The sequence below is a fragment of the Streptomyces rhizoryzae genome (assembly GCF_023155275.1).
Lineage (GTDB): Bacteria > Actinomycetota > Actinomycetes > Streptomycetales > Streptomycetaceae > Streptomyces > Streptomyces rhizoryzae.
Map to the genome: position 1 here is coordinate 120,238 of NZ_JALMUV010000016.1, position 22,410 is coordinate 142,647.

Annotated in this window: 20 protein-coding genes and 1 pseudogene; 10 read left to right on the forward strand and 11 right to left on the reverse strand. The window is 72.1% G+C overall.

What is annotated here, in order from left to right; translation table 11 throughout:
* Positions 1 to 283 precede the first annotated feature (283 nt).
* Together MUU72_RS15625 and MUU72_RS15630 are read left to right on the forward strand one after the other, a co-directional pair.
* Entirely contained in the window at positions 284 to 1,039 is a 756-nt protein-coding gene (locus tag MUU72_RS15625) for a rhodanese-like domain-containing protein (protein WP_248013853.1), read from the forward strand.
* Positions 1,040 to 1,171: 132 nt separating this feature from the next.
* Positions 1,172 to 1,402 (forward strand): hypothetical protein, encoded by a 231-nt coding sequence (locus MUU72_RS15630; protein WP_248013854.1) that lies wholly within the window; start codon positions 1,172 to 1,174, stop codon positions 1,400 to 1,402.
* A 204-nt stretch (positions 1,403 to 1,606) separates the two neighbouring features.
* Here MUU72_RS15630 and MUU72_RS15635 read toward each other — a convergent pair whose 3' ends face one another.
* Complete coding sequence (locus MUU72_RS15635) at positions 1,607 to 2,503, reverse strand: aminoglycoside phosphotransferase family protein (protein WP_248013855.1); 897 nt, start codon at positions 2,501 to 2,503, stop codon at positions 1,607 to 1,609.
* A gap of 145 nt (positions 2,504 to 2,648) precedes the next feature.
* Positions 2,649 to 3,743 (reverse strand): serine hydrolase domain-containing protein, encoded by a 1,095-nt coding sequence (locus MUU72_RS15640; protein ID WP_248013856.1) that lies wholly within the window; start codon positions 3,741 to 3,743, stop codon positions 2,649 to 2,651.
* 95 nt (positions 3,744 to 3,838) lie between these two features.
* On the opposite strand from MUU72_RS15640, the gene MUU72_RS15645 reads away from it, so the two are divergent.
* On the forward strand, positions 3,839 to 4,615 hold the full coding sequence (locus MUU72_RS15645) for a MerR family transcriptional regulator (RefSeq protein WP_248013857.1): 777 nt from the start codon (positions 3,839 to 3,841) through the stop codon (positions 4,613 to 4,615).
* Positions 4,616 to 4,651: 36 nt separating this feature from the next.
* Here MUU72_RS15645 and MUU72_RS15650 read toward each other — a convergent pair.
* Both MUU72_RS15650 and MUU72_RS15655 read right to left on the reverse strand, forming a co-directional pair.
* Positions 4,652 to 4,903 (reverse strand): annotated as a pseudogene (locus MUU72_RS15650) (IS5/IS1182 family transposase); the annotation flags it as partial.
* A 613-nt stretch (positions 4,904 to 5,516) separates the two neighbouring features.
* Positions 5,517 to 5,957 carry an SRPBCC family protein gene (locus MUU72_RS15655; protein WP_248013858.1) on the reverse strand — a complete coding sequence of 147 codons (441 nt, stop codon included), beginning with the start codon at positions 5,955 to 5,957 and terminating at the stop codon, positions 5,517 to 5,519.
* A 261-nt stretch (positions 5,958 to 6,218) separates the two neighbouring features.
* Here MUU72_RS15655 and MUU72_RS15660 point away from each other — a divergent pair, with 261 nt between their 5' ends.
* On the forward strand, positions 6,219 to 7,085 hold the full coding sequence (locus MUU72_RS15660; RefSeq protein WP_248013859.1) for a helix-turn-helix domain-containing protein: 867 nt from the start codon (positions 6,219 to 6,221) through the stop codon (positions 7,083 to 7,085).
* Positions 7,082 to 7,978 (forward strand): aldo/keto reductase, encoded by an 897-nt coding sequence (locus MUU72_RS15665; RefSeq protein WP_248013860.1) that lies wholly within the window; start codon positions 7,082 to 7,084, stop codon positions 7,976 to 7,978. Before MUU72_RS15660 ends, MUU72_RS15665 begins: the two co-directional genes overlap by 4 nt.
* Positions 7,979 to 8,292: 314 nt before the next feature.
* Here MUU72_RS15665 and MUU72_RS15670 read toward each other — a convergent pair whose 3' ends face one another.
* On the reverse strand, positions 8,293 to 8,973 hold the full coding sequence (locus MUU72_RS15670; protein ID WP_248013861.1) for a CPBP family intramembrane glutamic endopeptidase: 681 nt from the start codon (positions 8,971 to 8,973) through the stop codon (positions 8,293 to 8,295).
* A gap of 528 nt (positions 8,974 to 9,501) precedes the next feature.
* Between MUU72_RS15670 and MUU72_RS15675 the strand changes: the two genes are divergently transcribed.
* Both MUU72_RS15675 and MUU72_RS15680 read left to right on the forward strand, forming a co-directional pair.
* Entirely contained in the window at positions 9,502 to 10,755 is a 1,254-nt protein-coding gene (locus MUU72_RS15675; protein ID WP_248013862.1) for a sensor histidine kinase, read from the forward strand.
* Positions 10,752 to 11,504 (forward strand): response regulator transcription factor, encoded by a 753-nt coding sequence (locus MUU72_RS15680; RefSeq protein ID WP_248013863.1) that lies wholly within the window; start codon positions 10,752 to 10,754, stop codon positions 11,502 to 11,504. Before MUU72_RS15675 ends, MUU72_RS15680 begins: the two co-directional genes overlap by 4 nt.
* 354 nt (positions 11,505 to 11,858) lie before the next feature.
* On the opposite strand, the gene MUU72_RS15685 is transcribed toward MUU72_RS15680, so the two are convergent.
* The 3 genes from MUU72_RS15685 to MUU72_RS15695 form a co-directional block, all read right to left on the reverse strand.
* Positions 11,859 to 12,506 (reverse strand): alpha-ketoglutarate-dependent dioxygenase AlkB family protein, encoded by a 648-nt coding sequence (locus MUU72_RS15685; RefSeq protein WP_248013877.1) that lies wholly within the window; start codon positions 12,504 to 12,506, stop codon positions 11,859 to 11,861.
* A 368-nt stretch (positions 12,507 to 12,874) separates the two neighbouring features.
* A complete protein-coding gene (locus MUU72_RS15690; RefSeq protein ID WP_248013864.1) occupies positions 12,875 to 13,459 on the reverse strand; it encodes a methylated-DNA--[protein]-cysteine S-methyltransferase in 585 nt (194 codons plus the stop codon).
* Between the two features lie 176 nt (positions 13,460 to 13,635).
* Complete coding sequence (locus MUU72_RS15695) at positions 13,636 to 13,830, reverse strand: hypothetical protein (RefSeq protein ID WP_248013865.1); 195 nt, start codon at positions 13,828 to 13,830, stop codon at positions 13,636 to 13,638.
* Positions 13,831 to 14,793: 963 nt separating this feature from the next.
* On the opposite strand from MUU72_RS15695, the gene MUU72_RS15700 reads away from it, so the two are divergent.
* Positions 14,794 to 15,024 (forward strand): DUF6296 family protein, encoded by a 231-nt coding sequence (locus tag MUU72_RS15700; RefSeq protein WP_248013866.1) that lies wholly within the window; start codon positions 14,794 to 14,796, stop codon positions 15,022 to 15,024.
* 192 nt (positions 15,025 to 15,216) lie between these two features.
* The gene (locus MUU72_RS15705; protein WP_248013867.1) at positions 15,217 to 16,245 is read left to right on the forward strand and encodes a hypothetical protein; all 1,029 of its coding nucleotides are present in this window, start codon (positions 15,217 to 15,219) and stop codon (positions 16,243 to 16,245) included.
* A 626-nt stretch (positions 16,246 to 16,871) separates the two neighbouring features.
* Here the strand turns inward: MUU72_RS15705 and MUU72_RS15710 are convergent.
* From MUU72_RS15710 to MUU72_RS15720, 3 genes are all read right to left on the reverse strand, one after another.
* Positions 16,872 to 17,567, reverse strand: a complete 696-nt coding sequence (locus tag MUU72_RS15710; protein WP_248013868.1) for an aspartate/glutamate racemase family protein — start codon at positions 17,565 to 17,567, stop codon at positions 16,872 to 16,874.
* A gap of 176 nt (positions 17,568 to 17,743) precedes the next feature.
* Positions 17,744 to 19,183, reverse strand: coding sequence for a cytochrome P450 family protein (locus MUU72_RS15715; RefSeq protein WP_248013869.1), 1,440 nt, complete (start codon positions 19,181 to 19,183; stop codon positions 17,744 to 17,746).
* 269 nt (positions 19,184 to 19,452) lie between these two features.
* Positions 19,453 to 20,736 carry an ATP-binding protein gene (locus MUU72_RS15720; RefSeq protein WP_248013870.1) on the reverse strand — a complete coding sequence of 428 codons (1,284 nt, stop codon included), beginning with the start codon at positions 20,734 to 20,736 and terminating at the stop codon, positions 19,453 to 19,455.
* 278 nt (positions 20,737 to 21,014) lie between these two features.
* Here MUU72_RS15720 and MUU72_RS15725 point away from each other — a divergent pair, with 278 nt between their 5' ends.
* On the forward strand, positions 21,015 to 21,740 hold the full coding sequence (locus tag MUU72_RS15725) for a Mut7-C RNAse domain-containing protein (RefSeq protein ID WP_248013871.1): 726 nt from the start codon (positions 21,015 to 21,017) through the stop codon (positions 21,738 to 21,740).
* Positions 21,741 to 22,410 lie beyond the last annotated feature (670 nt).

Consider the following 22,410-nt stretch of genomic DNA (forward strand, 5'->3'; position numbering starts at 1 on the left):
ACGGACGCGGCAAAGGTTCATGCTGGATTGGCAAGACGCGCCGGTCTCCCGCCGGCGGCGATGGCCCGCCGCTCGGCTGACGGCCGGGCCCGCACCGGCCACCTTGCTGATCCAGCAAGAAGATTCGTCACCTGTGGACACGTGTGTGCAGGCTGCGTCCAGGCGGTTCCGGCTCACAACCGAAAGCCGCTGTCTCCAGGCCGCGGTCGCGTTCCCTCATTCGTGGGGAATCCCTCCGACTCAAGCGGCATGTCGGTAATCGAAATACTTGAGGAAGCAGCAGATGGAAAATCGCCACGTCGTGATCATTCCGATCGAGATCGATGAGGAGCAGGAAGCCGCCTATCTCGCCGCATGGCAGTACGCCGCGGAGGTGATGGCGGCGCAGCCCGGTTTCATCCGGACGTACATGTTCCGCACGATCGTTCCGGGGAGCACATTCCCTCTCGTCAACGTGGCGGAATGGGAGTCCACCCGCCACTGGGAGGAGGCGATGAATGTCTGCCCGATGCTGGGACAGCAGATAGCCGTCGTCCATGCCTCGAACTACGAGGCGATCCGCACGGTCCTGCCCGTGCAGGACCAGAGTTCCGGCGACGGTCGCATGCCCGCCGTCCTGTCTCCTGCCGAGGCGCGTCGCCGTTCCGTGGACGGGGAACTCACACTGGTCGATGTCCGTGAAGACGATGAATGGGCAGCGCGTCACCCGGCCGGCGCCGTCCACGCCGCGCTCAGCACATTGCCGGCGTCGCTGCCGGATCTGCCTGACGGCCCACTGGCCTTCGTCTGCCGCACGGGCAACCGCAGCGCGCAGGGCGGCGTTCAGGCGATCCGCGCGGGCCGGACCTCCGTCTACAGCGTGGCGGGCGGCCTTGAGGCGTGGGAAGCAGCGGGGCTGCCGGTCGTCCTCCCCGGGAGCACCGCCACCCAGGCCGCCCTCGATGACTCCCTCGACGTCCGGCCGCACACCATGTCCGGCCGGGGCAGCGTCCCGTGCCGCGAGAACACCTCCGCCGGCCCGCGCCGCCGGCGCAACTGACCGACCGGCTTCTGTCGGCCCCGAGCCCACGCCCGGGGCCGGCGGTGGCCGACCGGCCAGCAGTCCGGTCCGGGCCCTGGTGCCCGTGAGCTGCCCGGACCGGGCTTCCGACTTCCCATGGGGGACACCTCGATGCGGACTCAGACCCGCTACATCACTGCCGCGGTCGGCGTCGCCGCGGTCCTCGCCGCGGCCGCCGCCCTCGCGCTCAAGGCCGGCGTCTGGCAGCTGTCCGTCTGCCGGCACGCCATCCGCCTCTCTCCCACACCCCGGCCCGACTGCCCGGACTGCAAAGGCGACGGCGGCCGGTGGCCGACCCTCCAGCTCCAGCCTCGCCCGGACTGGGACGAAGCCCCGTTCTGAACACCATGAACGGCCTGTCGAAGGGCTCCAGGTCAGCCTCGCCGGCGCCGTGGAGAAACTCCGCCAGCTCGATCGGGGGCCACGGGCAGCATGCGGCAGTGGACCTCGGCATCCCCACCACGCGTGGTGAGCGATGAACCCACGAAGGTGGGCTGCCGCATGGCCCTCAACCAAGATCGAGAAACAAGTTCAAAGAAGCGCGCATCAAACGCCCTTCAGAACACGATCGAGCGCTGCCCGGCCTGCGGGCCCCCACGTCGGCTTGCCGCCAGGAAGGCCCCGGTCTCCGGCCTGGCCCATCAGCATGAGGAACAAGCTCTTCAGGGCGGCCAGCCCGCGGGCGCGCCGGATCGTCCCCGCGTCCGCCTGCGCATATACGTCGAAGAAGCGTGAGGTGGCGCCTGCGGGAAGGACGACCCATGCGGCAGCGAGGTCGCACGCCGGATCGCCGGCGAACATGTCACCGAAATCGATCACGCCCGAGAGCATCCCGTCCGAGACGACGACATTCGCCGGATGCAGGTCGCCATGCATCCAGAGCGGCGGCCCCTCCCACTCGGGCGCCGCGACGGCGTCGTCCCAGACGGCCCGGACATCGTCGGCGAGGTCGTCGGGGACGACGGAGCGGAAGAAGTGGTCGAAGCCCTCCGTGCACTTCATGGGATGGTCACCGCGATCCTCACTGATCGGCGCGTCAGCGGGCGCCTCCACGTGGAGCGCCCTGAGGAAGCCCGCCAGGGTGTCGGCCGCGTGATCGCCGCGGCTGATCGAGGAGTAGTCCAGCGGCTCGCCGGGAACCCACGTCATCACGGTCCAGTGCTTGGGGAAGCGCGCGGACGGTTCGCCGAACCGCACCGGGGTCGGCACCGGGAGCGGCAGACGTGGGGCCAGCACGGGCAGCCACCGCCGCTCCTTGAGCTGGAGCTCCGGAGTGGGGTCCATGCGCTGCATGCGCACGGCCAACTCGTCCCCGAGGCGCCACATTTGGTTGCCCCAGCCGCCCGCCACCTCGCGGATGGCGAGCCCTGCAAGGTCTGGATGCTGCTCCTTCAGCAGGTCGCGGACCAGGTCTGCGGTGATCTCGATCTCAGCGGCGGTCATGCGAAGCCACAGTACTGGTGCGGCAGGCGGAGCGGCTCTGGCTCCGGACCCTCTGGCCGTGATCCCGCTAGGGAGCGTCCGGAAAGTATGGGCGTCCGCCCGCAGAACCGGGCCAGACCTTCCGGACACGACCCGGGGACGCCCCCTAGGCGAACACCGCCTTGACCAGTGTCTGCTTCACCTTCTCGAACGTCCCGGCCATGGTGGGCAGGTCCATTTCGGCGTCCCCGGAGGTCAGCGAGCCAGTCAGGGTCTTGGTGCCGTCGGGCGTGCTGTACATCAGCGCGCCCCAGCCCCAGAACCCTCCGTTGTGGTGGAGGAGGGTGCCGCCGCCGTCCAGTTCCTCCACGAACACGCCCAGTCCGTAACCCATCGTGGGGTCCGGGACGCGCATTTCGGCCAGCAGCTCGGATGGGATGAGCCTGCCGCCGTTCAGTGCGGCGAAGAACGTGTGGAGGTCCCGGCTGGTCGAGATCATGTCGCCGGCGGCGGATATCCAGGAGGGGTTGAAGCGGGTGGTGTCGACCACCTTCCACTGGCCGGCGTCGTCGTAGCCGAAGTAGCCGTGGGCGTGCGGCTCGGGGATCTCCTCGCCGGTCTCCGGCAGCAGGGTGCCCGTCAGCCGAAGCGGGCCCAGGATCAGCCGGTGCGTCTCCTCGGGCAGCGAGCGGCCGGTAACCTGCTCGATCAGCAGCCTGGCGAGGACGTAGTTGGTGTTGGAGTAGCTCCAGGCCGTCCCCGGCTCGAACCGCGCCGGCTTCGTCAGCGCCCCCCGCACCAGCTCCTCCGGCCGGTAGGTCGCGCGCTGCAGGTCCGCCCACTCCTTGCCCCATCCGGCGACCACACCGGTCTCGACCGACCCGTCCTTGGAGAACTCGCCGGTGAAGTTGAACAGCCCGCTGGTGTGCTGCAGGAGCATCCGTACCGTGATCCGACGGTCGAGCCCGAACTCGGGCAAGTGGTCGGCCACCAGGTCCTCAAGGCCGAGCCGGCCCTCGGCCACCAGCTGTAGGACGACGGTCGCGACGAAGGTCTTGGTGACGCTGCCGACCCGGAAGTGCCCGTCGGTCGGCGGCTTCGCGGTCCGGCCCAGCTCGGTCACCCCGGCGCTGCCGACCCACTCGCCGAGTTCGTCGTTCACGCGCAGCTGCACGCCGGCGAAACCGGCGTCGACGATCTCCTGCATGGCCTTCCGCAGCTCGGGGCGGTCCTGCGCGGCGGCGGTGTTCTGCTCACTCATTGTGATCCCTCATCGTGCGTCGGCGGGTGTGAGATGAGCGTGGACCCTGACCCAAGGTCAAGGTCAAGGCGACAGATGAGCGCTAGGCTCGCCCCATGGCGGACGGGCTCACGATCGGTCAGGCGGCGGCTTTCGTCGACATCACCGTCAAGACGGTGCGGCACTACCACCGGCTCGGCCTGGTCGCCGAACCGGAACGGGACCACTCCGGCTACCGGCGCTACGGGTCAGCCGATCTGCTGCGCCTGGTCCAGGTCAGGGCCCTGGCGGGGGCGGGCGTGCCGCTGGCCGAGATCAGCGAGCTGCTCGATGCCGAGCCCGAGCGGTTCGCCACCGCCCTGGACGACGTCCGCCGCCGGCTCACCGCACAGATCGAGGAGCTGACCGCCCGCCGCGACACCCTGCACCGGCTCGCCCACGGCGATCGCGCCCTGCTGCCCGACCGGGCCTGCGCGGTCCTGGACCGACTCGCCGAGCTCGGCTTCAGCCCCGACTACGTCACCACCCAGCGGGAGGCCCTGGTGCTGTCGCGGGCGCTGGCTCCCGAGATCTTCGACCTCTTCCTGCTCAACCTCGAACACCGGCTCGGCGACCCCGAGTTCGTCGAGCTGACCAAGCGCGGCTGGGAGGCGAGGTCCTGGGACCCCGACGACCCGCGGATCGAGGAGCTGGCCTCCGCGGTGGCCACCAACCTGCTGGCCGACCGCGCGCTGCTGACGATGCCGACCGTGCGACGGCACCGGCCCGACGCGGCCTCCCGGTACGACGTGGTCAATCACCATCGGGAGGACGAGGCACCGTCCGTCGCACGGCTGAACACGCTGATCGAAGGGCACCTGCGCGCGGCGGGCATCGAGGTCCCGCGTCAGTGACGGACTGCCCCGGGGGGGGAGGGGGCGTCCGGAACGTCATGGGAGCCGGAGTCGGCGGCAGGCGAGGGTGACCATGGCTTGGTAGTGGACGGCTCGTTTGTCGTAGCGGGTGGCCAGGGCTCGGTTCTGCTCGAGCCGGCGAAAGCAGCGCTCGACGACGTTCCGCCTGCGGTAGGCGCCCCGGTCGAGCCGGCATCGGGCTTCACCGCGGCGGAGGCGCCCGTTGATCTGGTCAATCCGCTCCGGGAACGTGCAGGCGATGCCGCGTCGTCGCAGGTAGCTCCGCAAGCCGTGGAGGGGCGGAGCGACCGCCTGGCACCTGCACGGGACCTGGCTGGCGCATCGGTGCGAAGAGCGGGTCACGCTGCTCGTGAACCCGGCCATGGGTGACGGAGCCCTTCAAGCGCGCTACGAGGCGTGGGGATACCGCAAGATCGGAGATCAGCAGCCGTACGGACTCCCCGGTGTACGCAGCGATCATCCGGCCCGTCCGACACACCTGGATGGCCGCTGCGGCATGCGGACTCCCCGTGGGTCCGCTGCGCTGCGGAGATCTACCACAGCCACCGAGTCGTACGGGACCGTCTACCGTGTGCTCACGGAGGCCGGCATCGTCATGTGCACGCGCGGCGGCCCGAACGCCCGCCTTCCCGCACGTGGGGTGACGGCCGGAGCGTTGTCGGCCGGGTCCGCCTCGTGGAGTGCGCGGGCCGTGCCGGTCGGTCAAGGGCACCTGCGGCTGCGCTCTCCACGCTGGGCTTCGTCCACCCTGGAGAGTCCGTCCTGCTCTTGGACCTGGCTGGATATCGGGTGACCCCTTCCTTGCGACGCCGGTCCGCAGGTCAGGACCAGCCGCGGCCCACGGGCATGGAGCGCTGTGTGGGAGAAGCCCAACCGGCGATCACAGTGTGTAGCAGTGGCAGGCCAAGCCTCGCAGTCCAGCTGCGAAGATGTCGGTCCGGAAGCTTCTCGCAAGCTCGTCGGCGTGGGCCTGGTCGCAGTCGAAGTTCACCGACCAACCGACGAACGTCTCATCGGTGGCGGTAAGAGGCAGAACCCGCATGGTGGCTCGGTAGCACTGCACTGGGTAGGGGGAGCTGACGATGCCATAGGTCAGGGACCGTGAATGGTCGTCCAGTGCCAGGAGGGACTCCACCACGGTCTCCCCGTCGGCCATGGACAGAGTGCGGACGCAACCGACGCGGTCGGGTGCCTGTACGTCCGACAGGACGCAGTCGGCGACGGCCGGCTGCCAGGTGGCCAGGCCACCGAAGTCGCGGACGACGCGCCACACCTTGGTGACCCGGGCCGGGATGACAGCGCTGGCAAAGGCTTCGGGCATGAAGGGACTCCGGTTCCGAGGTCGAGGAAGCCGTCACGGCTGCCGCGACGGCTTCCTCGACCTGCCCGGGATGGGGACGGCAGAGGCGACACCGGAGTGCGGTCGCAGCGCGGTGACTGGGGACGGCACCGACGCTACGAGCGCGGCCGCGGGCGTGGGAGGGTGTGCTGCGGCTATCCGCGGATGCGTGCTCGACTGTCCTGCTCGGGTGGGTGCAGCGCACCCACGCCCCGGCGTCCGTCCGTGGTTAGCGTGGCTGTCATGGAAAGCGTGAACGAGCTCGGCGACTACCTGCGAGCCCGCCGTGCGGCGGTCGCGCCAGCGGATGTCGGTCTGCCCGATGACGGGGTGCGGCGGGTGCCGGGGCTGCGGCGTGATGAAGTGGCGCTGCTGGCCGGGATGAGCACGGACTACTACATCCGGCTGGAGCAGGGCCGGGAGCGGCACCCGTCGGAGCAGGTGCTGCGGGCGATCGCCGGGGCACTGCGGCTGAACGACGCGGCGGCCACCCATCTCTTCCGGTTGGGCTTGTCCGTCTTCGAGACGACGGCAACCACGGCGAACGTCGCTCCGGAATTGCTGCGGCTGATGGACGGCATGCGTGAAGTGCCGGCCTTCGTGGTGGGAGCGGCGCAGGACGTGCTGGCGGCCAACGCGTTGGCGCGGGAGCTGTACGGAGGTTTCGCCCGGTACGACAACCTGCTGCGGATGATCTTCCTCGATCCCTTCGCGCGCGAGTTCTACGCCGACTGGGACCACGCGGCGCGGATCGCGGTGGGCAACCTTCGGGCGGCCTCCTCGCAGTTCCCGAAGGACGGGCGGATCGAGCGGGTCGTCGGCGAACTGAGCGTGTGCAGCCCCGCGTTCACGGGCTTGTGGGCGCACTACGAGGTCCTGCCCCGTACGCACGAGGACAAGCACTTCAGGCACCCACAGGTGGGTGAGATACATCTGCACTTCGAGGCACTCGCTGTCACCAGCGCCCCCGGACAGCACCTGTCCGTCTACAGCCCGGAACCCGGCAGCGCCAGCGCCGACGCCCTGGTCCTGCTCGGTCAGCTGTCCGAGCAGGAAGTGGTCCTGACGGACCAGGCCACTGCCGCAGAAGAAGGAGAACCCCGATCATGACTGCGCTTTCCGACGCCGCCGGCACCTTCGAGATCGCCGGCAAGAAAGTCGCCCGTCTCGGTTTCGGCGCCATGCGCCTGACCGGACTCGGGGTGTGGGGTGAGCCCGACGACCGTCAGGAGTGCGTGCGCGTGGTGCGCCGCGCCGTCGAACTCGGCGTGCAGCTGATCGACACCGCGGACTCCTACGGCCCGTATGTGAGCGAGGAGATCATCCGGGAGGCGATCCATCCCTACCGTGATGACGTGCTGATCGCGACCAAGGCCGGGCTGACCCGCAACGGGCCCGACGTGATCAGAACCGACGAGGGACTGGTGCGCCTCGGTCCAGCCGCGTGGCCGCCGGTGGGCCGCCCCGAGTACCTGCGCCAGCAGGCCCTGATGAGTCTGCGCCGGCTCGGCGTGGATCACATCGACCTGTTCCAGTTGCACCGCATCGATCCGAAGGTCCCGTTGGAGGACCAGGTCGGCGAGCTGAAGAGGCTCCAGGACGAGGGCAAGATCGTCGCGATCGGACTGTCCCAGGTCACGGTCGGCCAGATCCAGCAGGCCCGCACGATCGTGGAAATAGCCACCGTGCAGAACCGCTACAACCTCACCGACCGCGGCTCCGCTGACGTCCTGGAGTACTGCACCCGCCACGGCATCGGTTTCATTCCCTGGGCGCCGGTGGCCGCGGGCGAGCTGGCCCGCTCCGGCGGCTCGGTGGACCGGATCGCGACCGCTCACAACGCCGGCTCGTCGCAGGTGGCGCTGGCCTGGCTGCTGGCCCGCTCCGGCGTCGTCCTGCCCATCCCCGGGACCTCCAAGGTCGCGCACCTGGAGGAGAACCTGGCGGCGGCGTCCCTGAGGCTGAGCGACGCGGAGGTCGACGAACTGACTGCCGTGGCGTGACCGCCGCCCCAGGAAGGCAGGTCTGACTGATCCGGTCGGCGGGGAACACCACCGAGCGGGTTCGCGCCTTCGTCAGGGCCGCCACTGACGCCGCCGCGCCGTCGCCGGTGACCGCCTCGCCCCGGTCTTCCCGGGACAGCGGCTCATGAGGGGACGCCCGGCCCCGCCTTCCGGGCGGTTTCCCCACCTGCTGACGTACCGGGCGCGCAGGGCTGCGGGAATGGCGGGCCCGGTCCCGTCGAAACCCACGGCTCCTCGCCGTACTCCGCCTGCTCCTCGGCCTCGGACCAGCTGGTGACGCCCGCGGGGCGACGCTACGGCCGCAGCCGGCGGGACCTCGCCGCGATGGCCAGGCAGACGGCCGCCATCGGGACCGCCGGGAGGACGGTGGTCCAGTCCGGGCCGAGCCCCGCCTCCCTCTCAAGTGTCTGGCTCAGCACGAGGGACAACACCATGTTGTTGCCGGCGTGGGCCAGGCTGGCCACCCAGACACTGCCGCTGCGGGTGTAGAGCCAGAGGAGGATGACCTCCTGGAGCAGGAAGGAGATCGTCCACAGCAGCAGGCCCAGCAGCACGTTCGGGAAGTCGATGTAGCCGATGAACGCGAGCGGGAAGTGCCAGACCGCCCATATCAGCCCTGTGGCGAGGGAGGAGGGAACAGGCGCGCCGCCGAACAGCCGGGGCCTGAGGTAGCTGGTCCAGCCGAACTCCTCGCCGCAGTACAGCGGGGTGAGCACCAGCGCGACCAGCATCAGGCCCAGCACGGACCAGAGGGAGGCGGCGCCGGGGAGAATTCCGCCGGGGCCGGACAGGTGGGGGTGCCACAGGCCGAGGAGGGCGGCGAGACCGAGGGTGCACAGGGCGAGGGCGGCGGGACCGAGCCAGGCGGCCAGGTAGGAGGACCAGGCCGCCCTCAGGCGGAGTCGCAGCCCCGCGTCGGCGAAGCCCTCCCGGGTCACCCACCGCCGTACCACCACAGCCGCGATGCCGGGCATGCAGGCGAACGGGAGCTGGAGCAAGGGATGGAGGGGCGAGAGACCGAGGAGGGCCGTCGCGCACCACAGCCACGCCCAGGCTCCTCCGAAGGAAAGCGCCAGGAAGACGGCCACCCCTTTGCGGCGGGTCGAGCTGTCGCCGAGGGGGGCTGGGGCTTGCGGTGTCGGGGGCGCCACTGGTGCAGAAGTTTCGTTGTCTGGTCTCATCTCGACCTGCCTCATGTCGTGTCGGTGGATGCCGGTGCACGGCGGTACGTGCCGGTGGGCGTCGCCACGTCCCGGCTGGGCACAGCTCGGCTCGTGGGCCTCCACCGCGTCGGCTGCGGCCGACCGGGACCAACAGCCCCCGCGCAGACGGCCGGGCCATCGGGCCGCCGCGCCTCCCGGGCCGGGCGGGGCTCACCGTCTCACCCACCACCACCCGGCACATCACCGATCTGAGCCACGGGGCGGCCGCTCGTTCGCGGGGGTGCTGTCTGGCTCCATCGGGGGAGGTGGGCAGCGGCGTGGATCCGTAGCATGCGGCTCATGCGCGAGGTGATCAGGGGGTCGGTGGTGGTGCGGGTCCAGGTGCGAGGGTGGCTGTTCGCCGGTGTGGGTGCCATGGCGGCAATTCCCGTCGGCGTGGCGGCAATGTCCGTCAGCACGGCGGTACTTGTGGTCGCCCGGACCGGTCTTCCGGCCGGGGCCCGGGTGCCGGTGTTCCTCGTGGCGTGCGTCATCGCGGCCTGGGCCATGGGCCTGCCGCACGGCGTACGACGGGCGGGCGTCCGGCTGGCCAACGGGCTGCTGGGCACGGAACTGCCCCGGCCGCTGGGGCCGCCCCGCTCGTTCGGCGACCGGCTGCGGGCGGCGGCGTGGCTGCCGGTGCATACGGCCGTCGGTGGCGTGGTGGTGACGACGACCGGTCTGTGCCTGATGGTCGCCCTCGTGTTGCCTTCCGCATGGCTGACCGGCGAGGGCGAGATGGCGCTCTTCTGGTTCACCGCGTCCGCGCCGCGCGGTCCGGCGGGTGCCTGGACCCTTCTCGCGGCCGCCGCGTGTCTGCTGGCAGCCGCGGGGAGTGCCTGGGCCGGAACGGCCCTGCTGCGGCGCCTGGCCCCCGTTCTGCTCGGTCCGGGCCCCGCGGAACGGGCCGCCGCGGCCGAGGCCCGGTCGCGGACGCTGGCGCAGCGCAACCGGCTCGCCCAGGAACTCCACGACTCCATCGGCCACACCCTGACGGCCTCGACCATCCAGGCAGCCGTGGCCCGGGAGTTGCTGGACCGGGATCCGCAGGCGGCCCGCCGCGCCCTCAGCAGCATCGAGGAGACCTCGCGGGCCGCGATGGACGACCTCGACCACGTGGTGGGCATCCTGCGCGAGGCCCCGGCATCCACCCGTCCGCAGCCCACCCTCGCCGACCTGGACGTGCTGGCCGAGCGGATCCGCCGGACCGGCGCCGCGCTGACCGTGGAGACGCGGGGCGACCTGGGGCACGTACCGGCCACCGTGTCCCGCGAGGCGTACCGCATCCTCCAGGAGTGCCTGACCAACACACTCAAGCACGGCGGGACGGACGGCATCCGCCTGGGTGTCACCGCCCGCGGCGACCGGCTCCGCCTGGTGGTGACCAACCCGCTCCGCACCACGCCCCCCACCGCCCGCGCGCCGCGACCGGGCCACGGTCTGGAGGGGCTCGGCGAACGCGTGCGGCTGCTGCGCGGAGAACTCTCCGCGGGCCCCACCGGAGACGGGCACTGGCAGGTCACCGCCGACCTCCCCCTGGGACCGCACGCATGACCGCCGCCCACCCCGCCCCCGACCTGCCCGGCGACCCGCCCGCCGACGACGCCGCGGCACCGCTGTCCGTCCTGGTCGTGGACGACGAGGAACTGACCCGCGCCGGCCTGCGCGCCCTCCTCTCCCTACAGCCCGGTCTGGAGGTGGTCGGCGAGGCATCGGACGGCACCGAGGTCCTGCCCCTCGTGCGGCGCCTGCGCCCGCGCGTGGTGCTGATGGACGTCCGGATGCCCCGGCTCGACGGGATCGAGGCCACCAAACGCCTGCACGCCGAACTGGCCGACCCGCCCAAGGTCGTCGTCATCACCACCTTCGAGAACGACAGCTATGTCTGGGACGCGCTGCTGGCCGGCGCCGACGGCTTCATCCGCAAACGCGCACCCGTCGCCCAACTCGCCCAGGCCATAAGGACGGTGGCCCAGGGCGACTCCCTCCTCTTCCCGAACGCGGTCCGGCGCCTCGCCGCCCAGCAGCAGCCCGCGCCCCCGCCCCGCGCCGTGGGAGGCACCGGCGCCGCCTCCCTCACCGCGCGGGAGGAGCAGACCCTGCGCCTGATGGCACAGGGCCTGGCCAACCAGCAGATCGCCCGGCAGATGGCGGTGCGCCTGGAGACGGTCAAGACCCATGTGGGGAACGTCCTGGCCAAGCTGAACGCCGACAACCGCACCCACGCGGTGGTGGTCGCCTACGAAACGGGCGTCCTGGTGCCCGGCCGGCAAGGGCCGAGCGAGGTCCACCGCCGCCCATGACCTCCGGCCCTGGCCGCGGCCCGGGTTCCGGCCCCGGTGCGGGCCGGGCCCGTCGGCCCGGTCAACCCATCGCCAACTTCGCGGAAAACGTCACCCCCGGGGGTGGAGTTGCGGATCATAGAGACTCTGAAGGAACGGTGGGAAAGGGTCTGGCAGTCGGGCCCCTGGTGGGCGCCTCCGATTCCCACTCCTCTCCCAGCCGATCAGAAGATCGCACAGTTCCCGCAGGTCAGAGGGCCTATGGAGCTCCAGGCGTCTTGATGCTGCGGCACATGGGTCCCGTGTGCCCGTTGTGCCCGTCGGAAGCGGCGATGGAGAGGTAGAGGGGCGGCTGGTGGGCGTTCGGGGCGGGGTTCAGGTGAGGCCGGTGACGCGCATGGTGATGTTGAGGCGCCCGGCGGTCAGCCCTGTGGCCGGGTCGCCGGTGCCCGGGTACACCTTCGGTACGCCGTGGTACGCGAACCGCGACGGTCCGCCGAAGACGAAGAGGTCTCCCGAGGCCAGCTCGATGTCGGTGTACGGCCTGGTGCGGGTCTCCGTGTTACCGAAGCGGAAGACGCAGCTGTCGCCGATGCTGAGGGAGACGACGGGTGCGCTGGAACGCTCTTCCCTGTCCTGATGCATACCGAGCTTCGCGGCGCTGTCGTAGAAGTTGATCAGCGCGGTGTCGGGGGTGTAGTCGTCGCCGGCCGAGGCGTCCTGGTAGGCGTCGACCAGGGCCCGGCGGCCCAACCTGACCATCCAGTCCGGGAATTCCGCGACCCGGGCGCCGTTCACGTCGTCGGCGGTGCGGCGGTACGCGTACGGTTGCCAGTGCCAGCCGATGCACACGGTCTGGACGGACATCACGCCGCCGCGGGGGAGCCGGGTGTGGCGGATGGGTACCGGGCCGCGCGCCCAGTCGCGGCAGGCGCTGACCAGCTCCCGCTGCTCGGCCGGGGAGAGCCAGTGGGGGAGGTGGACCGCGCCGGGCCCCACTTCCCGTCGGGTGCGGCCCGCCAGCTCGGCGGCCGCCGCCGCGCTGCGTCCCGGCTCCCGCCCTTCACGACCGCCCAGCCCGCCGGCACCGCCCGGCCTGTCGGCACCACCCAGTTCGCGGGCACCGTCGAGGCTGTGGGCGCCGCGACGCGCGTCGGTGCGGCGGAGTCGCCCGATGTCCTCGAAGCCGGGGAGCGGGGTACTCATGGGCTGCGTGCCTTCCCTTGCTGGTGCTGGGCCGGTGGTGCTGCGTCGGTACTTTCAGCGTGCCATGGGGTGGGGCGCGATCGTCATCCGGCCTTGTGCGATCAGCCAATGCGCCGGCGTCCGTGACGGTGGTGCTGCTCGCTCCGGCCGCTCGATCAGGCGGGGTGGGGAGCAGGGCGGGGCAGTCAGAGGAGGGTCGGCTGGAGGGCGCCCTCGTGCGTCAGGAGGGCGATCTTTCGCTCCACGCCTGCCGCGTACCCGCGCATGGTGCCGTCCGCGCCGATCACTCGGTGGCACGGGCGAACGAGAAGGAGGGGGTTCGCGCCGAGGGCGGCTCCCAGGGCGCGGAGGCCGGCGCCTCGTAGCCCCGGAGTGTCGGCGAGCCGGCCGTAGGTGGTCGTGGTCCCGTACGGAATGGCGTCCAGGGCTTGCCACACGCGCTCCTGAAATGCTGTGCCGCGGGTCCGCATCGCGAGCTCGAAACGGGTGAGCCGGCCACCGAAGTAGGCGCGGAGCTGCCGGAGTGCCTCCGCGAACGGGCGCGCGTCGCAGATCCAGTCGGCTTCGGCAAGGGGAGCGCGGCGCTGCCCCGGTATGGCGAGCGAGGTGAGGGCGAGGCCGCCGGGGGCGGTGGGCGACTCCACTCCTACGAGCCGCAATGCGCCGAGGGGGCTGTCGAGGGTGGTGGTGTAGGTCGTGGCGGGAGCGCTGGGAGCAGCGGGAGGGATGGGAGTGCCGGGGAGGCTGGGCGGGGTGCTGTGGACGGGCATGGTGCGTCCTCCGGCCATGGGGATGCGTGGGTGTTTCTTCGAGTGTGCGGGGCCGGGGGCGACGGGACTGGCGGGAATCGGACGTGCAGGTGGAGCGGCCCTGGTGCCGCCGCCCTGCTCTGCGCGGCGGCGGCACCAGGGCCGACGTACTTCGTGCCCGCGGGCGCGGGGCACCCTCAGGCGGCTTCGACGACCTCGGTGTCCTCGGCGCGTACCGCCAGGGTCCAGATCTCCAGCAGCACCGCATACTCCGCCATGTCCTGCGCGGTCCAGGCCAGCCCGTGCCGGGCGCGCACGAAGCGCCGGATCGAATCGTTGGCCTCGGAAGCAGGAACGGGCGCACCCGTATGGTCAGAAGGAGTTGGGGACATGTGAGACATGCTAGGGGCAGCCACTGACAACGTATCCCTGCGTGCCTCAGCCATACGGCCCCCGCGCCCTCTCTCCAGCCCGACGTGACGTTCCCTCAACTCGCTGACCAGCACAGACCGTCAGCACCTCGCCCTCCCCTCGCTGTCTGCATGTGTCCATTCCCACACGCTCCGCGTTCGCCCCACCCTGTCCGTCCGGCCTCGAACCGTCAACAGGGCAGTGCGCGAACCGGCCTCGAACGACTCGGCCGGTCAGCCACCCGATCGGGGCATTCCCCGGATCGGGTGGTGTTCGTGAGGCCAGGGCTGGTGTGGGGACAGCGGTGTCAGTGGCCGCCCGTACGGTAGTGGCCGTATCCATCCGAGCTGCTGGCGCTTCTCGGACCCGCCCCGCTCCCGCGGTAGGACGTGGGGGCGGGGCTTCGCATGCGGTGGGACCGCCGGTGAGGGCGGCCGTGCCCTGGCCGCAGACGGCCTGGGCGATGTGGGCGTCGAGGGTCGTGTCGATGGGGCTGGTGACGGGTTGGTTGTTGGCGTCCAGCTTCCGGGAGCGGGTGAGGTTGAAGCCCAGTTTCTCCGGGAGTTCGCGCCTGACGGGCGGTGGGGGGCCGAGGTGGGGCGAGGTGGTCCGAGTCGTGTGGGGGGAGGGAGTGCGGTGGAGGTGGGGGTGAGGGGAGGTGGGGTGGTGGCTCGGTTGGTTTCGGGATTGATTGTGGCTGCGGAGTGGCTGCCACGGCGTCAACCCACGGGTCGACCTTGATCGCGGATTTCGGTGGTGCGCGTAGGAGCGTGGGTTGACGCGGACTGCCGGCAGGGATTTGGTTGCTCGTTCAATGACTCTGTGGTGAGGCGGAGCGCTCGGGTGTGGGTGACGATGGAAGGGCCGGGGCGCCGCGGAAGTAGGCGGTGGCCGGGGCGGTGCCTTGGGCGGCAGTACCCGCAGAGCAGTATCGGGAGGCCCCGATGGATTACCCGGAACGCTATGAGCTGGTATTTCAGGCCCCCGCGGTGGAGGACGACGTCGTGGTCGTCCGGCGCACCGACCAGGCGGGTGCGGGCGGGTATCCGATCTACGAGGATGAATCGGGGATCGTGCGCGCGGAGATCAGCGATCGGGGCGAGGTGCGGATGCTGGCCAGCGGCGGGCACCAGATGCCCCGGACGCCGTTGCGGGCGAGGGCGCTGGCCCCGTGAGGGTGGCCTCGTCCTGTACGGCCCGCCGCCCGCCGTATCGCGCTCAGCAGCAGGGTCGGTGAGTTCCGCTGCGGGGTCCGTGAGGGGGACGGCCGGCTCCGCTCCAGGGCGGAAGGGGATGGTCCCGGAGGGGGAGGTGGGGCGGTTCGGTGGCGGTGGAGGCTGGACTCCTGTTGGTGGAGGGGAGTCCGGATGGACCGCTGGGATCGTGTCGGGCGTTGGGCGGCCTACGGCGCCGCGTCGGCGTTGGTGCCGTATCTGCTGGTCAAGGTGGTGTGGGTGGTGGGCGCGCTCCTCGGGGTGCTCCCGATCGGCGCGGGGTTCGGCCTGGGCGGATGGGTGCTGCTCAATGGGGTGACCGTGGGTATGGCGGCCCTGGGGATCGGGCTGGCGCTGGCCCTGGTGCGACCGTGGGGCCTGCGGTTACCGGGGCGGCCGGTGGCGTTCTGCGGGTGGACGGGCGCCGGGTTCCTGGTCTCGGTCCTGCCGTACGCGGTGGGTGCCGCGCTGCTGCCGGGTGGTGCCGGTGACCAGGCCGGGGGCGGTGAGCCGGTGCTGCCGGGGTGGGAGGCCGCGCTGATCCAGTACAGCTTCGTGGGGACGGGGATCGGCCTGGCCGTCGCGCTGCCCGGCTACGCGCGGCGGCGTTGGCCGGAGCTGTTCGCCGGGCGGTTGCGGGACGGGCGCCGGGGACCCGTGCCGTGGCCGGCGGTCCTCGGTGCCCTGGTGGGCGGGGTCTGGCTGTATTGGGCGCTCGGCGGCGCGTGGGGGATCGACCGCCCGGCGCTGCGGACCGTCGAGGGAGGGCTGCTGACGGGCCTGAGCGCGCTGTGGGCGCTGGCGGCGTCCGCTGCCGTCGGCGTGCTGGCCCGGGCCCGGCCGGCCCGGTGGCGGCGCTGGCCGGTGTGCGGAATCGGGTGGCTCGGGTCGGGCTCGATGTTCGCGTGGAGCGGCTGGAAGCTGGTGGGAGTGGTGGCCGTGGCGCTGGTGAGGCCGGCGGGCGTCCCGCTGCCCGAGAACCTCGTGGCGGCGGGGGCGCTGCACCTGGCCGCCGTGGTGGCTGGAGGCGGGATGGCGCGCCGGCTGGCGGGGGCCGGGAGGCGCGGGGGCCGCGCGCCGGTGGTCAGAGGCCGCGGAGATGCGGATGCGGGCGGCGTGGGCCCGGCCGCTTGGGTTCCGCCGGAGGGACGGCCCCAGGGGCAGGGGCAGGGGCGGGGGTAGGGAAAGGGGGAGGGGCGGGGAAGGCGGTCGCGGAGGGCGCTCCGGGCCCGTGTCCGGGGTGAGGGGCGGCGCCGGGGCCGATACCAACACCGAGGCCGGGCTCGATACCGGGGCCGGTAGGGATACCCGCACGCGGCTCCGCCCTCGCCCCCGGCTCCGCCTCTGGACCCGTCCCGGCCCCTGCCCCGGCCCCTGGCCCCAGGTCGTCTCCCGTCCCGCCGCCGGGCCCGGCCGCTCCGGTTTGCTCGGCCGCTTCGGCAGCCCCTATCGCTCCCGGGGCCCCTACCGCCCCCGAGTCCCCTCTCGCTCCCGGACCCGCTCCCAGGGCCCCTACCGCTCCCGCGCCCCCGGGCCCGTCCCCGGCGCCTGGTGCGGTGGTGTCTCCGCGGAGCACGGCCAGGGCGCGTTCGAGGCTTTCTCCGGTGACCTGTATCCGGATCCTGGCCAGCCGTTCCAACTCGTTACGCGACACCGCGCCAGCGTACCTCTCGCTCCTCATGCGCGGGTGGTGACGGAACGAGAAGTGTGGGGCGAACGCGGCGGGAATGGGCGGGAGTTGGAGGGGCGGCGGGAGCGGGCCCGCCGACAGGAAGCCACCGGACAGGCCCGGCCAGGCCCGGGGACCGTCAGGAGGTGGCCAAGGCGTGGGTGAGGGCCGCTTCGGCGTGGAGTCGGGTGGTGGGGAAGACCGGGACGGGGCTGTCCTGGGGGCGGATGAGCAGTTCGATCTCGGTGCAGCCGAGGACCACGCCCTCGGCCCCGGCGGCGATCAGGTCGTCGATGACGGAGCGGAAGGCGTCGCGGGACTCCTCCTTGACGACGCCGAGGCACAGCTCCTCGTAGATGACCCGGTGGACGGTCCGGCGTCCGGCGGCATCCGGGACGAGCACGTCGAGGCCGTGGCCTGCGAGGCGGCCCCGGTAGAAGTCCTGCTCCATGGTGAAGGCGGTGCCCAGCAGCCCGATACGGCGAAGTCCCTTGGCGCGCACGGCTTCCGCGGTGGTGTCGGCGAGGTGCAGCAGCGGCACGCCGACCGCCGCGGACACCCGGTCGGCGACCTTGTGCATGGTGTTGGTACAGATCAGCAACAGGTCGGCGCCCGCGGCTTCCAGCGCCTTGGCGGCCTCGGCCAGCAGCTCGCCGGCTTCGTCCCAGCGGCCCTCCGTCTGAAGGCGCTCGATCTCCGCGAAGTCCACGCTGTACAGGACGCACTTGGCGGAGTGCAGCCCGCCGAGGCGCTCGCGCGTCAGCTCGTTCAGCAGGCGGTAGTACTCCGCCGTGGACTCCCAGCTCATTCCGCCGATCAACCCGATGGTCTTCATCGGGACACTGTCGCACAGGGGAGGCGGGCGTCCGGCCGGGGTGTGGCCAACGGGGGCAGCCGCAGTCGGAACGGCGGCCCCCTCAGGCGCGTGCCCGGGCCGGCGTGCCGACCACGGCCAGTGGGGCCCTACCGCGGCAGGAGGCCAACCACAGGCCGCTTACGGTCCGTCGGCCGCTACGCCGTCCACCGCACCGGCAGGCGTTCCGGTCCGCGCATCAGGAGCCCGGGACGCCAGGTGAGGGCGTCGGCGGGGGTGTCCAGGGCGAGGTCGGGACAGCGGTCCAGGAGGGAGCGGAGGGCGATCCGGCCCTCCAGACGTGCCAGCGGGGCGCCGAGGCAGAAGTGGATGCCGTGGCCGAAGGCGACGTGGCCGCGCGCGTCGCGGGTGATGTCGAAATCATCGGCGTCGGCGAACCGTTCGGGGTCGCGGGAGGCCGAGGCCAGGGACACCAGCACGGGCGCGCCCGCGGGGATCACGGTGCCACCGAGCTCCACCGGGACGGTTGCGAAGCGCCAGGTGGCGGTCTCCACCGGACCGTCGTAGCGCAGCATCTCCTCCACCGCGTTCTCCAGCAGACCGCCGTCCGCCCGGAGGGCGGCCAGTTGCTCCGGGTGCGCCAGCAGGGCCCGGACCCCGTTGGAGATCAGGCCGACGGTGGTCTCGTGGCCGGCGACCAACAGCAGGAACGCGGTGCCGATCAACTCCTCGCGGGAGAGCTGGTCGCCGTCCTCGTCACTGGTTCGGATCAGGGCGCTGAGCAGCCCGTCGGCCGGTTCGCGGCGCTGGTGCTCGATCAGACCGGTGAGGTATTCCGACATGGCCAGGACGGCGGCCTGCACCTCCTCCGGTCCGGTGGGTGCGACCAGTTCGCTGGACCACGCGCGAAATGCTTCGCGGTCCATGGACGGGACGCCGAGCAGCTCGCAGATGACGGTCATCGGCAGCGGGAAGGCCAGCGCCTGGACCAGGTCGGCGCGGCCGTCCGGCGCGGCCAGCATCGCGTCGAGCAGGTCGTCGGTGAGCTGCTGGACGCGGGGGCGGAGCGCTTCGACGCGGCGCGGGGTGAACTCCTTCGCCACCAGCTTCCGCAGCCGGGTGTGGTGCGGCGGGTCCGCGTCCAGCATGTTGGTGAACAGGGGCGCCTGACCGTCGACGATCCGCTTCAGGTGCGCGCCGCTCCAGTCCTTGCTCAGGCGGGGATCGGCGAGCGCGGTCCGGACCGCCTCATGGCCGACGATCAGCCATGCCTCCTGGCCGAAGGGGGTGAGCACCCGGTGGACGGGACCCTGGGCCCGCAGTTTGGCGTAGTACGGATACGGGTCGGCGATGAAGTCCTTGCCGTAGGCGCTCAGGTCGACCAGGGGGAGGGCGGCGGACCCGGGGGCGTCGGCCTGGACGGATACGGGGTCGGATATCGGCTCGGCTCCCGGGGACGGAGGCGAGGACGGGCCGGGGAGGGCGTCCTGCGAGACCTTCGCGGCCTCCGAGACCTGTGAGACCTGCGAGACCTGTGAGGCCCGCGTACCCTGCGCTTCCTGCTGCGCCTCCGACCGGTGTGCCTGTGGTGCGTGCGGTGCCTGCCGTGCCTGTGGTGCCTGCGGATTCTCCGGCATATGCCGTCCCGCCTCTCTCGACTCTCGATACGCGTCGTTGTGCCACAACACTGAGCGCAGTTCCGCACCGCCCGGACCGGTCCGGCTGCGCTTCTCACCGTAGGCAGGCGAGGCGGGTCGCTTCGTCGTCCCAGCGGAGGAGGCGCGGCGGAGGCACGTCCTCCGTCCGCAGTGCGTGCGGGGTCGCCGAGGTGGGGGTGAGGCCACCGGGAGGGGAGGGCAGCGGCAGTCGCCGGGCCTTGGGGGCTGCCCTCCCCTCCCCGGTGCACTCAGCAGCGGGCGTGCGCCGTGATGTCGGCGGTGAACTCGTCGATCATCGCGGGGGTGACGGTCGGCCGGCTCTGGGCGATCGCGGCGAGGTAGTCCTCGGTGCTCGCGCCGGGCCGGCCGCGGTCGCCCGTGCCGACCGCTTCCAGGTCCCGTTCGAACGACGCCTGGGCGGCCACCCGGGCGGCGTGCTCGATGTCCGCCGGGGTGAACAGGTCACTGGCCGCGACCAGCGCCGGAATGTCCACATCGGGGCGGCCTTCGGTGTAGCGGGACCAGATCGCCGCCCGGGCGGCCTGATCGGGCGTACCGATCGGTATCAGGTAGTCGAAGCGCCCCGGGCGCAGGAACGCCGGGTCGAGCGAGCGGATGGAGTTGGTCGCGCACACCAGCAGCCGTTCGTCCTGCTCACGGAAGCCGGGAATCAGCTTGAGCAGCTCGTTGGTCACGCCGTGCAGCCCGCCCGGCTGGGCCGGCTCGCTGCGCACCGGGGCGATCTCCTCCACCTCGTCGATGAAGACCAGCACCCGCTCCAGCTCGGCGATCCTGGCGAACGCCGACCGCAGCGCCGCCGCCAGATTCCCCTCGTCCGCCAGCCGGGACGGCAGCAGCTCGACGAACGGCCAGCCGAGCCGGGCGGCGATCCCCCGGGCGAAGGTCGTCTTCCCGGTCCCCGGCGGGCCGAACAGGGTGATCGCCCGCGGGGGCCGCACCCCGTGCCGTGCGGCCCGCTCAGGCTCCGCCAGCGGCAGCACGACACGCCGTTCGATCAGGTCCTTCTCCGCCTCCATCCCCGCCACCTGGGCCCACAGGTCGGACGGCAGGAACCGCGCGCCCAGGTCCTCCAGGAGGTTGGCCGCCGGCCCGTGGTGCGGTTCGACCTTCTCGAAGTACGCGACCGCCGGCTGTCGGGTGTAGCCGGCGTTCAGCAGCCCCTCGCCGAGCAGGTCCTCCTCGGGCAGCACGTACGCGATCCGGCTGACCCGGGCGGCGACCAGGCGCCGTTCCAGCTCGACCAGCAGCGCACTGGCCAGCCCCCGGCCGCGCCACGCCGAGGAGATCGCGATCCGCATCACCCAGCCGCGTTCACCGGCCACACAGGCCAGCGCCGCGCCGATGGGAGTGCCCTGGTGGACGGCCACCACGGCCGGCTGCCGGGAGGTCAGCGCGCTGATGCACTCGGCGAGCGAGAACACCGACTCCTGGCCGAGCTCGGCGGTGGAGTCGATCAGGTGGACCACTTCGGCGAGGTCCTTCTCGCGGTAGTCGTGGATGAGCCAGTTCACCGGTGCCGCCCCTCATTGGTGTCGCTGCTGTGACCGATGGGTCCGTCGTTGCTTGATGTGCAGGTGAGGCTAGGGGCGGCGGGCGGACCGGTCCTGCTCCACCGCGCACAATCCGTGCCACCGACCACTACGGTCCGTATGTGGCGCTCCGGACCGTCCCCGGTTCCCGCGCCCCCGGGGCCCGGAGCTCGGAGCCCGGCGGTCGCATTGCGGAATCAGGCCGCCGCACCGTGGAAACCGGTGGCCGCGACGACCCGCGCGATGCCATGCTGTGCGACGTGAACGGTCCCGAGATCGCCCTGAGTTTCGCCCCTGAGCTGCATCTTTTCGTCGGCGCCGAGCGCGCCGCCGCCGGTACGCCACTGGTGACCGACGGCTCCTCGACGCTCGGCCATGTCGTCGAGTCACTGGGCGTACCGCTCACCGAGGTCGGGCAGCTGGTCGTGGACGGCGCGGAGGTACCGGTCTCGCACGTGCCGCGCCACGGCGAACGCATCGAGGTGCGTGCCGTGGAGCGTCCGCAGCGCGTCCCCGGCGCACCGCTGCGGTTCCTGCTCGATGTGCACCTGGGCACCCTGGCCCGCCGGCTGCGGCTGCTGGGCGTCGATGCGGCGTACACCAACGAGGACCCGGGCGACGCGGCCCTGGCGGCGCTCTCCGCCCAGGAGCGCCGGGTGCTGCTCTCCCGGGACCGCGGTCTGCTCCAGCGCCGGGAGATCTGGGCGGGTGCCTACGTCTACAGCGACCGCCCGGACGACCAACTCCGGGACGTGCTGGGCCGGTTCGCCCCCGACCTCGCCCCGTGGACCCGCTGCACCGCCTGCAACGGCCGTCTCGCCGCGGCCGACAAGGACGCCGTGCAGGAGCAGCTCCAGCACGGTACGCAGCGCACGTACGACGTCTTCGCGCAGTGCACCTCGTGCGGGCGGGTCTACTGGCGCGGGGCCCATCACGCCCGCCTGGAGGCGATCGTCCAGGAAGCGCTGCGGGCCGGCGCCGAGTGACCCGAGCGGCCCGCCGGCCGCCGGCCCCTCGCCGGTGCCCCTGCGGGGCCGCCCGCCCCGGCCCACCCGCCGGTGCCCGAGCGCATGGCCCCGGCCGTCCGTCTCGGCGCGCCCGGCCTTGGCGCCCCACGGCCTCCCCGTGGCGCGCGCAGCCCGGTCGGCGGCCCGGCGGCGGCTCGGCGGCGGCCCGGCGCTGCTACGCCGTCAGGTCCCGCCACCTCTCCGGGACCAGACCGGGCCGTCCCCCAGGCGCCTCCCGGAGAAGCGCCACCCCTCGACCATCGGTACTTGCTCGTCGGACCCCGCGAACGGTGCGGCGGTAAAGGCGAGTTGAGGCATCCCGTAGCGGTCGCCCCACGCGGCGACGGTCGCCGGAAGGTGGCCCGGGGCCGGCACTCCGCCGACACAGAGGCAGCAGCGCACGGACGCCAGGCCGTCCGGTGGGCACCCGACCGACCCCCGTGGCCCCCCTGCCGCCCCTTGCGGCTCGTCCGCCCGGCCGCGGAACGCTGCCCGTACCACCAACTACCGCCGAACGATGAACACCTGGCGCATCGTCAGCTCGGTAGTCGGCGACTCGGCAGCCAGCGAAACGAGCACCCACCGGCTCCCGCGCCCGCCACCTCCCCGGGCGCCCTCCCCGAATGCGAGAGCAGCCCGGCCCTCCACC

Coding starts and splice junctions, on each gene's coding strand:
- MUU72_RS15665 (WP_248013860.1), top strand. CDS start 7,082: ATGACTGCGCTTTCCGACGCCGCCGGCACCTTCGAGATCGCCGGCAAG.
- MUU72_RS15625 (WP_248013853.1), top strand. CDS start 284: ATGGAAAATCGCCACGTCGTGATCATTCCGATCGAGATCGATGAGGAG.
- MUU72_RS15660 (WP_248013859.1), top strand. CDS start 6,219: ATGGAAAGCGTGAACGAGCTCGGCGACTACCTGCGAGCCCGCCGTGCG.
- MUU72_RS15690 (WP_248013864.1), bottom strand. CDS start 13,459: ATGCCCGTCCACAGCACCCCGCCCAGCCTCCCCGGCACTCCCATCCCT.
- MUU72_RS15700 (WP_248013866.1), top strand. CDS start 14,794: ATGGATTACCCGGAACGCTATGAGCTGGTATTTCAGGCCCCCGCGGTG.
- MUU72_RS15680 (WP_248013863.1), top strand. CDS start 10,752: ATGACCGCCGCCCACCCCGCCCCCGACCTGCCCGGCGACCCGCCCGCC.
- MUU72_RS15675 (WP_248013862.1), top strand. CDS start 9,502: ATGCGCGAGGTGATCAGGGGGTCGGTGGTGGTGCGGGTCCAGGTGCGA.
- MUU72_RS15705 (WP_248013867.1), top strand. CDS start 15,217: ATGGACCGCTGGGATCGTGTCGGGCGTTGGGCGGCCTACGGCGCCGCG.
- MUU72_RS15670 (WP_248013861.1), bottom strand. CDS start 8,973: ATGCCCGGCATCGCGGCTGTGGTGGTACGGCGGTGGGTGACCCGGGAG.
- MUU72_RS15630 (WP_248013854.1), top strand. CDS start 1,172: ATGCGGACTCAGACCCGCTACATCACTGCCGCGGTCGGCGTCGCCGCG.
- MUU72_RS15645 (WP_248013857.1), top strand. CDS start 3,839: ATGGCGGACGGGCTCACGATCGGTCAGGCGGCGGCTTTCGTCGACATC.
- MUU72_RS15715 (WP_248013869.1), bottom strand. CDS start 19,183: ATGCCGGAGAATCCGCAGGCACCACAGGCACGGCAGGCACCGCACGCA.
- MUU72_RS15640 (WP_248013856.1), bottom strand. CDS start 3,743: ATGAGTGAGCAGAACACCGCCGCCGCGCAGGACCGCCCCGAGCTGCGG.
- MUU72_RS15710 (WP_248013868.1), bottom strand. CDS start 17,567: ATGAAGACCATCGGGTTGATCGGCGGAATGAGCTGGGAGTCCACGGCG.
- MUU72_RS15695 (WP_248013865.1), bottom strand. CDS start 13,830: ATGTCCCCAACTCCTTCTGACCATACGGGTGCGCCCGTTCCTGCTTCC.
- MUU72_RS15655 (WP_248013858.1), bottom strand. CDS start 5,957: ATGCCCGAAGCCTTTGCCAGCGCTGTCATCCCGGCCCGGGTCACCAAG.
- MUU72_RS15635 (WP_248013855.1), bottom strand. CDS start 2,503: ATGACCGCCGCTGAGATCGAGATCACCGCAGACCTGGTCCGCGACCTG.